General features: G+C 71.4%; 13 protein-coding genes. 5 read left to right on the top strand and 8 right to left on the bottom strand.

The features are described 5' to 3' along the window. Window positions 1-2 precede the first annotated feature (2 nt). From ACSMXR_RS24745 to ACSMXR_RS24735, 3 genes are all read right to left on the bottom strand, one after another. A complete protein-coding gene (locus ACSMXR_RS24745; protein ID WP_364886591.1) occupies window positions 3-1,013 on the bottom strand; it encodes a YdcF family protein in 1,011 nt (336 codons plus the stop codon). 98 nt (window positions 1,014-1,111) lie between these two features. Then, on the bottom strand, window positions 1,112-1,564 hold the full coding sequence (locus ACSMXR_RS24740) for a hypothetical protein (RefSeq protein WP_137231901.1): 453 nt from the start codon (window positions 1,562-1,564) through the stop codon (window positions 1,112-1,114). Window positions 1,565-1,754: 190 nt separating this feature from the next. Beyond that, window positions 1,755-2,501: an alpha/beta hydrolase gene (locus ACSMXR_RS24735; RefSeq protein ID WP_381853630.1), complete on the bottom strand. Its 747-nt coding sequence runs from the start codon at window positions 2,499-2,501 to the stop codon at window positions 1,755-1,757. Between the two features lie 49 nt (window positions 2,502-2,550). On the opposite strand from ACSMXR_RS24735, the gene ACSMXR_RS24730 reads away from it, so the two are divergent. Continuing rightward, window positions 2,551-2,943 (top strand): winged helix-turn-helix transcriptional regulator, encoded by a 393-nt coding sequence (locus tag ACSMXR_RS24730; RefSeq protein ID WP_381906418.1) that lies wholly within the window; start codon window positions 2,551-2,553, stop codon window positions 2,941-2,943. A 5-nt stretch (window positions 2,944-2,948) separates the two neighbouring features. On the opposite strand, the gene ACSMXR_RS24725 is transcribed toward ACSMXR_RS24730, so the two are convergent. Then, on the bottom strand, window positions 2,949-3,440 hold the full coding sequence (locus tag ACSMXR_RS24725) for a PaaI family thioesterase (protein ID WP_473169946.1): 492 nt from the start codon (window positions 3,438-3,440) through the stop codon (window positions 2,949-2,951). A gap of 94 nt (window positions 3,441-3,534) precedes the next feature. Between ACSMXR_RS24725 and ACSMXR_RS24720 the strand changes: the two genes are divergently transcribed. Next, the gene (locus ACSMXR_RS24720) at window positions 3,535-4,548 is read left to right on the top strand and encodes a hypothetical protein (protein WP_473169945.1); all 1,014 of its coding nucleotides are present in this window, start codon (window positions 3,535-3,537) and stop codon (window positions 4,546-4,548) included. Between the two features lie 199 nt (window positions 4,549-4,747). Then, a complete protein-coding gene (locus ACSMXR_RS24715; protein WP_473169944.1) occupies window positions 4,748-5,749 on the top strand; it encodes a glycoside hydrolase family 6 protein in 1,002 nt (333 codons plus the stop codon). 37 nt (window positions 5,750-5,786) lie between these two features. On the opposite strand, the gene ACSMXR_RS24710 is transcribed toward ACSMXR_RS24715, so the two are convergent. Then, the gene (locus tag ACSMXR_RS24710) at window positions 5,787-6,395 is read right to left on the bottom strand and encodes a TetR/AcrR family transcriptional regulator (protein ID WP_473169943.1); all 609 of its coding nucleotides are present in this window, start codon (window positions 6,393-6,395) and stop codon (window positions 5,787-5,789) included. A gap of 87 nt (window positions 6,396-6,482) precedes the next feature. Here ACSMXR_RS24710 and ACSMXR_RS24705 point away from each other — a divergent pair, with 87 nt between their 5' ends. Continuing rightward, complete coding sequence (locus ACSMXR_RS24705; protein WP_381789921.1) at window positions 6,483-7,169, top strand: SDR family NAD(P)-dependent oxidoreductase; 687 nt, start codon at window positions 6,483-6,485, stop codon at window positions 7,167-7,169. 49 nt (window positions 7,170-7,218) lie between these two features. Here the strand turns inward: ACSMXR_RS24705 and ACSMXR_RS24700 are convergent, their stop codons facing one another. Beyond that, window positions 7,219-8,112 carry a LysR family transcriptional regulator gene (locus ACSMXR_RS24700; RefSeq protein WP_473169942.1) on the bottom strand — a complete coding sequence of 298 codons (894 nt, stop codon included), beginning with the start codon at window positions 8,110-8,112 and terminating at the stop codon, window positions 7,219-7,221. Window positions 8,113-8,256: 144 nt separating this feature from the next. Between ACSMXR_RS24700 and ACSMXR_RS24695 the strand changes: the two genes are divergently transcribed. Then, window positions 8,257-8,889: a hypothetical protein gene (locus tag ACSMXR_RS24695; RefSeq protein ID WP_381789927.1), complete on the top strand. Its 633-nt coding sequence runs from the start codon at window positions 8,257-8,259 to the stop codon at window positions 8,887-8,889. A 27-nt stretch (window positions 8,890-8,916) separates the two neighbouring features. Here the strand turns inward: ACSMXR_RS24695 and ACSMXR_RS24690 are convergent, their stop codons facing one another. Then, entirely contained in the window at window positions 8,917-10,437 is a 1,521-nt protein-coding gene (locus ACSMXR_RS24690; protein WP_473169941.1) for a DUF6056 family protein, read from the bottom strand. Between the two features lie 8 nt (window positions 10,438-10,445). Continuing rightward, on the bottom strand, window positions 10,446-11,972 hold the full coding sequence (locus ACSMXR_RS24685; protein ID WP_473169940.1) for a glycosyltransferase: 1,527 nt from the start codon (window positions 11,970-11,972) through the stop codon (window positions 10,446-10,448). Window positions 11,973-12,154 lie beyond the last annotated feature (182 nt).

Raw genomic sequence — 12,154 nt, 5'->3', positions numbered from 1 at the left:
GCCTACCAGCCCATCCCCACCACCACGGCCAGCGCCGCCAGCAGGACGCACAGAGCGCCGTTGACGATCCGGTGCTCCCAGAACACCGCGACGAACTCCCGGATCGTCGCGCTCGGCCAGAAGTACGCGGCGGTGGGCGAGCCGATCACCTGGCCGCGCACGCCCTCCTTGCGGGCGGTCATCGCGGCGCGGAACGCGTGGAAGTTGTTGGTCACCACGACGCAGACGTACCCCTCGTCGGCCGCCTCCATCAGGCTCCGGCTGAAGCGCAGGTTCTCCGTCGTCGTACGGGAACGGTTCTCCTCCAGGACGAGGTCCGGGTCCGCACCCTCGGCCACCAGCCAGCGGCCCATCGCCTCGGCCTCCGGCAGCTTCTCGTCCGGGCCCTGACCACCGGAGACCAGCAGGACCGGAGCCGGTCCGCCCCGGGCCGTCTGCTGCTCCTGGACACGGAGTCCGGAGCGCAGGCGCGAGGCGAGCAGCGGGGGCACGCGCTCGCCGCCGATGAGGCCCGATCCCAGCATCACCACGAAGTCCACGTCGCCGCGCACCTGGATGCGGCCGTACAGGAAGGCGTAGACGAGGAAGCAGAGGAAGAGGAAGGCGACATAGCCGGTGATCAGCACGACGGCCAGGATGAAGGAGCGGTACGCGTCCGAGCCGCCGAGGTAGTCGGCGCTGACCACGAGCGCCAGAACGGCGAAGATGCCGATCCCGGCCAGGCCCGAGAGGAGGTTGGCGGGGCGGCGGCCCTCCTTGCGGACCATGGTGAGGCCGTTGACCACGAGGAACCCGCCGAGGACCACGATCGCGAGCACGGGCACCAGGAAGACCAGCGCGTACACCAGCACGGCCAGGTTGTTCGGCAGCCGGTCCACCTGCGTCAGCAGGGCGAACGACAGGCTCAGCACGGTCAGGCCGAGCAGCACCGCGTTACGGAACTGGCGGCGGTCCTGCCGTACGCCCCAGCAGAACCAGAGCAGGAACACGGCCGTCGGGGCGAAAGCGATCACGGGGACCTCGGGTTCGTCGGTACGTCTGAGGCGGTGCGTCTGAGGAGTACGGCTGAGGCGGTACGTCTATAACCGCTATATCCGTGTGCGTACGGCCGCTACTGCGCTGAGCCGCGGTTCTCCGCGATCCAGTCGTCGTTCGTCTGCCAGGCGTACAGCGTGTGATCCTTCAGCGAGACGTAGTAGGAGCCGCAACGGCCCTTCGCGCTGCTCGCGGCCCCCGAAGGGAACCAGGACGCGCTGATCTCGGGGTCCGGGGCGTTCTTGCCGCCCAGTGGTTCGCACTGCGCGGGGAGACTGTCGTCACGGAGCGTGGCCTTCAGGATGCGCTCACCGCCGGTGGTCCGCATGGCGTACTCGACGGACGCGGCATCGTCCGGCAGCCAGCGGGGAACGGACTCGCGCTCCTTCTTGGCTTCCTTGCCCGTCGCATAGGACGAGCTCTGCTCGTGGCGGCCGTCGTACCACTCCTTGGCCTCGGGCACGGCCACCGCGCCCGCCACGCCGAGCACTGCCACCGCGGCCACCACACCGATCAGAACGCCACGCATTTTCTCTCCTGTTCAGAGCCGGGGAAAATTCCTTTCCTCCATTTTCATGTGGCTATCGAAGGGAAACATGAGACTTACAGACATATACGGGTACGCCTCAGGTCGCACATCCCGGAGGGCGTCCCGGAGGACACCCCCGAGACGGTGTCCGGTGACGCCCGGTCACCTGGTGCCGGTCACCTGGTGTCGGTCACCTGGTGTCGGCCTTCAGCAGCAGCTCGGCCAGCTCGTCCGGCACGGTGATCATGCAGTCATGACCGCTCCGCACCTCGCGCACCTGCGACGGAGCGCCGTTCGGCTGCGTGGCGGGAACAGGACGGCGCGTGACGCCCGGCGGCTCGCTGCCGACGCAGTGGATGTGCGTACGGGGAATGGCGTCCGCGGCCGGATTGCCCAGCCGGACCGGCTCCAGGAAGCAGCGCGCCGACTCGTCCGAGAGCATCGTGCGCAGCCAGGCCTGGTCCGCCGGATCGGTGACTCCGAACAGGCCGGTCGGCGGCGGCCCTTCCGGCAGCGGAGGGATGCGCCACGGAGCGTCGGAGGAGGCGGCGAGGTCGAGCAGGTACCTGGTGTGCGGCATGACGTCGAGTGCGCTCTCACCGTCGGCCGGCACCATCGCGTCGAGGTGGACCAGACCGGCGATCCGGTCCGGCACCCGGTCGGCGACGGCGGAGACCACCATGCCGGCGTAGCTGTGCCCGACCAGCGTCACCCCGGTCAGGTCCTCCTCGACGAGGAGACCGACGATGTCGGCGATATGCGTGTCGAGACCGACCTCCGGGCCGAGCAGATGCTCCTTCTCGCCGTGGCCGGTCAGCGACGGAGCGAAGACCCGGTGACCGGCGCGGCTCAGCAGCGGCGTCACGCGGTCCCAGGCGCGGCCGCTGTGCCAGGCGCCGTGGACGAGGACGTATGTCTTCTCGTGTGAAGTACTCATGTCCCGGACGCTACTGATCCGATAGGTACCTCTTGGTACCCTTCGGCGCATGCGCGACTCGGCGGGAAACGTCTTCCTCGCGGACTGTCCGGCGCGGCTGGCCATCGAGATCATCACGAACAAGTGGTCGGTCGTCGTCCTGTTCGCGCTCAGCCGCCGGCCGTGCCGGCACGGCGAACTCGTCGGCCTCGTCGGCGGAATCTCGCGCAAGGTGCTGACGCAGACGCTCCGCAGGCTGCAGAGCTACGGACTCGTCGAGCGCCGCGTGTACGCCGAGGCGCCACCACGGGTCGAGTACAGCCTCACCGAACTCGGCACGACGCTCGTCGAGCCGATCGCCGTCCTGACGGACTGGGCCAGGTCGCACGGCGAGGCCATCGCGAGCTTCCAGGAGGCGGCGGAGGGCGGCCCGGCGGCCGAAGGCCCGGCGACCGAGAGCTGACCGCATCAGCCCCGGTCCGGCGACTCCCGGTCCACCGGCTTCCGGTCCGCCTGCTCCCGGTCCGCCTGCTCCCGGTCCACCGCGACGGCGATCGTTCCCTGAGCCACCGCGCAGAGGGTTTCCGCCCCCTCCGCGTCCACCATCAGCAGATCGCAGCGGCAGACGACCCGGGTCCGGCCCGGGCGGACCACCTGGGCCCGCGCGCGCAGGACGTCGCCCCGTGCCGGGCGCAGATAGTCGATGGTGAAACCGGCGGTCAGGACGGACGGGCCGACGGCCGCGCCCGCCGCGAAGGTGAGGGCGTTGTCGGCCGCGTAGCTGAGGACGCCGCCGTGCACGAACCCGTTCTGCTGGCGCAGCTCGTCGCGTACGTCCAGCTCCAGGACGGCCGCTCCGTCGCCGAAGGCGGTGAGCCGGGCCCCCAGCAGGACGCTGAAGGGCTGGGCGTCCAACACCTTCTGTCCGAACGCGAGTTGTGAGGCCTTCTCCGCCTCCATACTCCACCTCATCTCTCCGAAGTCATCGGCGTCATCGGTGCCATCAGTGTCATCGGTACTACTGGTGTCACCGGTGACACCTACTGTGTGCCGGATGGAGAACACGATCCCCCAGGGCAGTTGGCTCGAATCCGACGACTTCCGCGCGCTGGTGAAAGAGCTCGACCCGCTCCGCCTGGGCTCATGGAGCCTGCCGGATTTCGAGCACGCTACCTCTCCGCTGGGCTGGGAGCTTCGGGAGCCCAAGGAGATCGCGGGTCAGGTCTGGCGTCGCTTCGCTCCCCGGAAGGGGCCCTGGGGCGGATACGGCACCGTGATCTCCGACGCCTCGGCGCCCGAGCAGGTGCGCAAGCTGAACGTACGCGTCGTCGACCTGCCCGCCGAGGACGCGTTCACCGCCGCGGGTCTCGTCCGCGCCGCCTGGTGGGTCATGGAGGAGGAGCTGGGCCCGCCGACGATGTGGGGAGGCGACTCCGGCCCGTGGATGCTGTGGCGACGGCCCGGCGCCGGGCTCCTCGTGCACTCGCACGACGAGGGCGAGGTGAGCCTCGAACTCCTGCCGCCCGAAGCGGGCGCCGATTCCGCCGGGCGCGGCTACTCCCGCGGCCGCTGGCGCGCCGCCGAGCCCGCCGGTCTGCCGCCCGCCTCCGCGGGCGCGCCCTCCACCACCTGGGAGGAAGTGGAGAAGCGCCTGTCCGAAACCTTTCGGTCGCTCACCTACGACACCCCGTTCTTCCCCGGCAGGTTCATCCTGCACCTCGGAGCCGCCGACGACGCCCAGCGCTTCGTCCAGTGCTGGAGCCAGGATCTGACCCTCGTCGTCGAAGCCACCGGATATCTGCACCACCCCGGCCCGGCCGACCCCGCCCGACTCACCGGGAGCGGCTGGGAGTTCTCGCGCTCGATCTGGCAACGCCGCTTCCCCGACGCCATGGCCGATCGCGAGCACGCCGCGACGGCCGCCCGCATGCTCGTCGAGGAGCTGCGGCAGCTGGGCGTCGGCCTGGCCGACCTCTCCTACGACGGCACCATGAGCGGTCGCGGGCACGGCTTCCACCTCGATCTGCCGGACCTGGGGATCCCGCGCGTCCACCGCCCCGCCGGGTGAAGCCCGCTGCGCGGGTGAGCCGTTGCCGGACTCATTGACAGCGGGGTGTCCCGCTGTCACCGTCTCGTCTGACGGCGGCAGTTTCGGACCGGGTCCCCACCGGTCCGCCGTACGCACCTCCCCCCACCCCCGCGCTCCCCTCCCCCACCTCCGAGCCGCCGCCGCCGATTGGGAGCGCTCCCACAGAAGGGCCGCACTCGTGAAGAGACTTCTGCGCACGCTCGTCGCCTCGACCTTCGCCTGCCTGCTCCTCCCCCTCGGCGCAGGGCAGCAGGCCACCGCGGCCGACGTCACCGCCACCCCCACCACCGCACAGGCCGACCCCATCGGCATGACCAGCGGTTTCTACACCGACCCCGGCTCGACGCCCGCCGTCTGGGCCGCCGCGAACCCGGGCGACGGGCGCGCCGCCGCCATCCGCGACAACATCGCCGCGCACCCCATGGCCCGGTGGTTCGGTTCCTGGAGCGGCGACATCGGGACGGCGGTCGGCTCGTACGTGGGCGCCGCCGACGCCGCCGACAAGCTGCCCGTCCTGATCGCGTACAACATCCCCGGCCGCGACGCCTGCGGCGGCCACTCCGGCGGCGGCGCGGGCACCCCGAGCGCCTACCACGCCTGGATCTCCGCCTTCGCCTCGGCCATCGGCGCACGGCCCGCACTGGTGGTCATCGAGCCCGATTCGCTGGGCGACTTCAGCTGCCTGACCCAGGCCCAGATCGACGAGCGCAACACGATGCTCAAGGACGCGCTCGCCCAGTTCAGCGCACAGGCCCCCAACACCTGGACCTACCTGGACGCCGGAAACCCGGCCTGGACCGACGCGGCCACCATGGCGCAGCACCTCGACGGCGCGGGAGCCCGGCAGGCGCACGGCTTCTCGCTGAACATCTCGAACTACTACGGCACCGGCGAGAACTCCGCGTACGGCAACGCGATCAACGGCGCCCTGTCGGCGTCCTACGGCTACACGAAGCCGTACGTCATCGACACCAGCCGCAACGGCAACGGCTCCGACGGCGCGTGGTGCAACCCGGGCGGACGCAGGACGGGAGCGGTCAGCCAGACCGGCGGCGGAGCGGAGATGCTGCTGTGGCTGAAGACCCCGGGCGAGTCGGACGGCGACTGCGGGGTCGGGGCCGGCTCGGTGGCCGGGCAGTTCCTGCCGGAGGTCGCGTACAAGATGATCTACGGGTACTGAGGGCGGCGGGCCCTCCGCCGGTGAAGGCGCCCCTTTGTCAGAAAGGGGGCCAGTCGCGGAGGGCCGCGTCGGCCATCGTCTGGAGTTCGTCGCGGCAGACGCCGCCCGCGGCCTGTACGGCGACGCCGAAGGCCAGGGTGGTGACGTAACGGGCCAGGAGCGCCGGATCGGCCTCCGGGGGCAGGTCGCCCTCGTCGACGGCCCGCCGGAAGCGCTCCAGGACGAAGCGGTGACTCTCGTTGCGCCAGGCGGCCAGGAGGTCACGGACCTCCTGGCCGGAGTCGCTCGCGGCCAGCGCGCCCTGGACGCCCAGGCACCCCTGAGGACCGGCCGGGCGGGTGGTGGTCCGGATGGTGCCGGCGAGGAGCTCGGTCGCCACGCCGCGGGCGGTCGGCTGTTCCAGGGCCCGGACCAGATAGTCGCTGGGGCCGGCGGCGTAACGCTCCAGGGCCTTGCGGAACAGCTCCTGCTTGTTGCCGAAGGCCGCGTACATGCTGGTGGTGGAGATGCCCATCGCCCGCGTCAGGCAGGACAGGCTGGCGCCTTCGTAACCGTGCTCCCAGAACACCAGCATCGCGCGTTCGAGAGCTTCGTCGGCGTCGAACCCTCTCGGCCGCCCGCTCGGGCCCTTCCGTGTCGTCTCCACGCACCCATCCTATCTCTTCTGTAGCGATCGATGCGGAAGTGCTACCGTGAAGTTCCGCATCGATCGCTACAGAACCTGGGGACGACCATGCCCGTCACACTGATCACCGGAGCCAACAAGGGCATCGGCTACGAGACCGCCAAGCAGCTCCTCGCGTCGGGCCACACCGTCTACATCGGCGCGCGCGACGCCGAGCGGGGCGAGAAGGCGGCGGCGACGCTCGGGGCGCGGTTCGTCCAGCTCGATGTGACCGACGACGCCTCGGTGAACGGCGCGCTGGCGACGATCGGCGCGGCCGAGGGCCGGCTCGACGTCCTGGTGCACAACGCGGGCGTCCTGGGGGACGGCGACCTCGACGGCCCCAAGGCCCTGCGGGTCTTCGACACCAACGCGGTCGGGATCGTCCGCGTCACGGAGGCGGCGCTCCCTCTGCTGCGCGCGTCCTCGAACCCCACCGTGGTCACCGTCTCCAGCAGCGCCGGGTCGTTCTGGGCGGTGAACAACCCCGAGCGGGTGGAGTCCACCCTGCCGCTGACGCTCTACTCCGCCTCGAAGGCGGCGGCCACCATGCTGACGGTCCAGTACGCCAAGGCCCATCCCGGCATCAAGTTCAACGCGGTCGAGCCCGGCCCCACCGCCACCGACATGACCGCCGCGTTCGGGATCGGGCGCTCGCCCGAGGAGAGCGCCCGGGTGGTCGTAGGACTGGCGACGCTCGGCGCGGACGGCCCGACGGGAACGCTCCGGGACGAGGACGGCGTACTGCCCTGGTAGGCGGCGGGCGCGGGACATCCGGGCCGCCACGAGGGATGTTGACGGCTCGTCAGGCCGACTGCGGCGGCCCCGCGTCGCGTACGGCGCGGGCGAGGTCGCGTACGGGGCCCGTCTCGCCCGCCGTCGGCCAGATCAGGGCCCAGCTCACCAACGGCGCGTCGTACAGGCGGAGATACCGGAGGCCGGGCCACGGGTAGTAGCGGGCGGCGACGCCGTGGACGAGGCAGATCACCTCGCCCGCCACGACCATGGCGGCGATCTCCTGGAACGTGGAGACCTTCGGCCCTCTCCGGATGGGCCGGCCGGACGGGGTGCGGGCGGGGACGAGCGTCTGCTGCCAGTACTCGGGGATGGGCTGCGCGGACTGCGGCAGGGTCCAGTCGCCCAGGTCCTCCATGCCGACCGCGTCGCGGGAGGCGAGCGGGTGGCCGGTGGCGACCATGAGGAGCAGCGGTTCGGCGATGACCAGCGGGCCGACGGTGAGGTCCGGCTCGCGGACGGGCAGCCAGGCGGTCGCCACATCGACCGATCCCTTGCGGAGCGGACCGAACGGGTCCGTGAAGTTCAGCTCCTGGATGCGGAGTTGGATCTCGGGGTGGCGGGAGCGGAAGAGGTCGAGGACGCGCGACTGGTCCTGCGGCTGAGGCCCGTGCAGCCCCAGGGTCAACGTGCTCGCCGCGCCCCGGGCGGCGGCGGTGGCCGCGCGGGTGCCGTCGAGTATCCGTCGGTAGCCCGCGCCGAGGTCCTCGCGCAGCTGTGCCCCGATGGGCGTCAGCTCGACCCGGCGGCTGCTGCGGGCGAACAGCCGTGCCCCGATCCGCCGTTCCTGCTTGGCGATCGACTGGCTCACTCGCGCCTGCGACACATGCAGCCGTTCCGCGGTCCGGCCGAAGTGCAGTTCCTCGGCCAGCGTCAGAAAGATCTCGATGTCGCGCAGTTCCACCCGCCCGCCCCCCGGCCTTCAGCGATAACTCCTGGGTTATCAGACCATGTGAAGCCGACGATTGTTCGCCCGCTGCCGACACTGCATCCTGGGGCACGTCCTCGCGGCCTGATCTCCGCGGCGTCCAGGAACCAGGAGAACACCATGCGGTTGCGGTACATGGTCGTCGTCGGCGCGGCAGTCCTGGCGCTGACGGCGGTCACCGGCTGCGGCGGTGACGACGGCGCCGACGGCAGCGGCCGTGCCGGTGGCAACAGTGGTGGCAGTAGCGGTGACGGCGGAGCCGGTGCGACCGACGACGGTTACGGGCAGTCCGCCGGCAGCGGCGGGCGGCTCATCGACCCCGACCGGGACGGTCCGCCGAGCGCCCCCACGATGGCCGCCATCGAGATGTTCGTGACGCAGTACACCACCTGCACGGGTCTGGTCATGCAGGAGAAGGACTACGAGGACTCCGACTTCGGCTATCCGGAAGAGGTCGGTGCGACCTGGGGCATCAGGGAGCGGGCCATCTGCTTCAACGACACGCGCAGTTCGGTCCGGCTCATGGCGATCGACGACATGAAGAAGTTCCAGACCCAGGCGAAGAAGAGCGGCAGCGAGTTCCTCGTCGGCAAGGACTTCGCCGTCGCCAACGGCACGAGCGAGACCAGGAGCGATCTGCGGACGTCCGGTCTCCTCATGCTCGCCTGCGACCCGGACGAGCCGATTCCGAGCGGCTACAAGCAGGAGAAGTCGCTCGTGGACGGATGCACGCTGACGGACTTCATCTCCTGAAGGTCAACCGGGTCCCCGTCCCGGCGCTCAGCGGTTCCTGACCCCGTCCGTGACCCGGTCCAGGCCGTAGAGGTCGGCGACGCAGCCGCCCGGCCAGTACCGGCGGCCGCCCTGGCTGAACGGCTCCAGCATCTGACTGATCACCAGGCGCTCGTACGGCAGGACCCGTTCGCCGTCGGCCGCGCCCTCGCGCAGCCGGCGGTCCTGGGCGTCCCACTTCTCGGCGCGGGCCCGCATCGCGGTGTCCAGGTCGGTCAGGGCGATGGCCGGGCCGACGCAGACCAGGACGCAGAGCGCGGCGCACACCGCCTTCGCCGGGGCGGTGCGGTGGGCGTACCGGCGGACGGCCAGGCCCAGCAGCGCGCCCAGGCCGACGAGGAGGATCACGTACAGCAGGAGGTAGTCGTTCCACAGCCGGTTGGCGCTCGCGTCGCTCAGCCGGTCGCCGAACACGGGGTAGGCGATGACCGTGCAGAGGTAGCCGGAGACGAGCAGCACCAGAATCCCGGCGGTGGTCAGCAGCGACCGGTGCGCGGGCGGGCGGGGCGTGGTCCCGTCCGCCCGGCGGCACAGCAGCCCCAGCAGTACGCCCGCCGCGACCGCGCCGATGTACTGCCAGGTGGTGACCACGGTGACGGTGATCTCGGCGAAGGCGCGCAGCGAGGCGGCCAGGGAGTCGGAGGCGAGCAGGGACGTGGTCTCCGCGCCGAACCGCTCCCTGCGGCGCATGGAGCCGGGTGAGGTGATGAGGACGGCGGCCCCGGCGGCCGTCCCGGCGATGCCCGCCGCGCACCACCGGCGGACGAACCCCCGGTCGGGCGCGGGCACGACCCGACCGGACAGGACGAGGGCGGCCAGCAGGACCGTCACCACGACGATCGCCGTCTCCTCGGAGAGCGTGGCGAGGAAGGCCCCCGCGAGCACCGCGACGACGAGCGCGAGGATCCGGCCCCGGCGGGAGCGGGCGAGCAGGAGCGGGATCAGGGCGGCGCAGGCCAGGACGGGCGGCAGGGTGTGCGAGACGGAGGCGGCGGGCCAGTAGAACGTCTTGTACGTGTTCGGCGTGGCGAACAGGAAGAGCGCCGTGGTCATCGCCGCGAGGAGCAGCGGCAGGCCGCGCGGGGTGCGCAGACCCGCCCTGCGCAGTGCCAGGACCGCCACCGTCCACAGGACCGCGAGCACCAGCACCCCGCTGACCAGGGGAAACCACTGGTGGCCCGCGATCTGGAACTTCGCGTACGCGCCGACCAGGAGCGCGTTGGCGACCCGCCCGTTGTCGTCGAAGTAGAACCTCCCGACGAGGCCGGTGACGCCGTCGTCCCGTACGACGGGCAGGAAGCACCAGTCGTCCGCGCCGGGCCTCACCCACCGGCCGAACCAGGAGGCCGCGGCGAGCAGGGCGAGGGGCGGGAGCGCGAGGGCGCTCACCCAGAGGGCGGTCCAGGGGCGGTCCGAGCGCTGCCGCCCGGCACGTACCGCCGCCGTCGCGTCCGCGCCCCGCAGGTTCTCCGGGGCGGCATCAGCGGTTACGGGAGCGTCGTCGGACATCGCGGGCCTCACCGGTCCTGGCGCGAGCGGGTGGGCAGCGGTGCGGGCTCCGGGCGGACGGGCGGCGGTTCGGCGGGGACCTCCACGGCCTCCGGCACGGAAGCCGGCCTGGCCTGCTGGCCCGAGGTGATCGCCCACCGGGCCAGCAGGAAGGAGACGGGCGTGACGAGGACACCGGCCGCCAGCGCGGCGAGGTTCTTGTCCATCCCGAGCCCGCTGACCGCGCCGTAGAGCAGCGCACCGGACGCCACCAGGTTGACCAGGCTGGAGAGCGGATAGCGGACGAACGCGTGCCAGGTCGGCCGGGTCCGGCAGGTGACGTAGGAGTTGAGCAGGAAGGAGCACACGATGCTGACCGCGTAGCCGATGACATGGGCGGTCAGGTAGGGGATCCAGCGGTTCAGCGAGGCGTAGACACCGAGGTAGACGGCGGTGTTCACACAGCCGATGAGGACGAAACTGCCGAACTGGCGGACGGTACGGGACCGGCTGGGCGCGCTCACGGCGGTTGCGGGGGCCAGGGCGGTGGCGGCGCCGGTGGCCGTGCGTTCGGCCGGGCCGCCGGTGAGCCGCGGGCGCGACGGCGGGCCGCCCGGCAGCGCCCGGCAGGTCGCGTCGGTCTCCCGCACCACGTACGGCGGGCGGTGCTTCGCCTCGTGGTAGATGCGGCCGACGTACTCGCCGATGACGCCGAGCGTCACCAGCTGGATGCCGCTGAGCGCGACGACGGCGGTGAGGAGGGTGGCGTAACCGGGGGTGTCCACGCCGTGCAGGACCACCCGCGCGATCGTCCACAGGGCGTAGACCAGGGCCGAGACGAAGACCCAGAAGCCGGTGTAGATCGCGAGCCGGAGCGGCCGGTTGTTGAAGGAGAGCAGTCCGTCGATGCCGTAGTTGAGCAGCCGTCTGCTGCCCCATTTCGAGCGGCCCGCCACCCGCTCGCTGTTGCGGTAGCGGAAGGTGACCGTGTCGAAGCCGATCCAGGAGAAGATGCCCTTGGAGAAGCGGTTGCTCTCGGGGAGGGACAGGACGCTCTCCACCGCCCGCCGCGACAGCAGCCGGAAGTCTCCCGAACCGTCGATGAGCTCCACGTCCATGCAGCGGCGGACCAGCGCGTAATAGGTGTGGCTGAGGGTGCTGCGGAGCAGGCCCTCGCCCGTGCGGTCGCGGCGCGGGATGACCTGGTCGTAGCCGTGCCGGTGCAGTTCCAGCATGCGGGGGATCAGCTCGGGCGGGTGCTGGAGGTCGGCGTCCATGATCACCACGGCCGCCCCGCACGACATCCGGAGTCCGGCGAGCATGGCGGCCTCCTTGCCGAAGTTGCGGCTGAAGGCGGTGTAGTGGACGCGCGGGTCGCGGGCGGCGAGGGCGTTCAGCAGCGCCCGGGTGCGGTCCCGGCTGCCGTCGTCCACGTAACAGATCTCGAAGCTGTCGCCGAGGGGTTCCAGGACGCCGACCAGCGCGGCGTGGAAGGCCTCGATCACCTCGGCCTCGTCGAAGCACGGCACGACGACCGACAGCTGAAGGCCAGTCACACGCCACCTCCGGACTTCGGGCCTCTCATGGACGCTTCCGAGGAGACCGGGCCTCTCGTGGGACGGGACCTCCCGTGGGACCGGGCCTGACCGGCGCGGCGCCGCCGGCCTCCGGCGCCGGGCCCGGAACGCGCCACGTCGCCCCATCTGACGACGGGCGGCGGCCACCGCCTCTCCGCACA

The organism is Streptomyces sp. DSM 106670 (assembly GCF_055792845.1).
This window is presented reverse-complemented; position numbering and strand designations above follow the sequence as displayed.

Coding starts and splice junctions, on each gene's coding strand:
- ACSMXR_RS24740 (WP_137231901.1), bottom strand. CDS start 1,564: ATGCGTGGCGTTCTGATCGGTGTGGTGGCCGCGGTGGCAGTGCTCGGC.
- ACSMXR_RS24690 (WP_473169941.1), bottom strand. CDS start 10,437: ATGTCCGACGACGCTCCCGTAACCGCTGATGCCGCCCCGGAGAACCTG.
- ACSMXR_RS24705 (WP_381789921.1), top strand. CDS start 6,483: ATGCCCGTCACACTGATCACCGGAGCCAACAAGGGCATCGGCTACGAG.
- ACSMXR_RS24695 (WP_381789927.1), top strand. CDS start 8,257: ATGCGGTTGCGGTACATGGTCGTCGTCGGCGCGGCAGTCCTGGCGCTG.
- ACSMXR_RS24735 (WP_381853630.1), bottom strand. CDS start 2,501: ATGAGTACTTCACACGAGAAGACATACGTCCTCGTCCACGGCGCCTGG.
- ACSMXR_RS24720 (WP_473169945.1), top strand. CDS start 3,535: ATGGAGAACACGATCCCCCAGGGCAGTTGGCTCGAATCCGACGACTTC.
- ACSMXR_RS24725 (WP_473169946.1), bottom strand. CDS start 3,440: ATGGAGGCGGAGAAGGCCTCACAACTCGCGTTCGGACAGAAGGTGTTG.
- ACSMXR_RS24730 (WP_381906418.1), top strand. CDS start 2,551: ATGCGCGACTCGGCGGGAAACGTCTTCCTCGCGGACTGTCCGGCGCGG.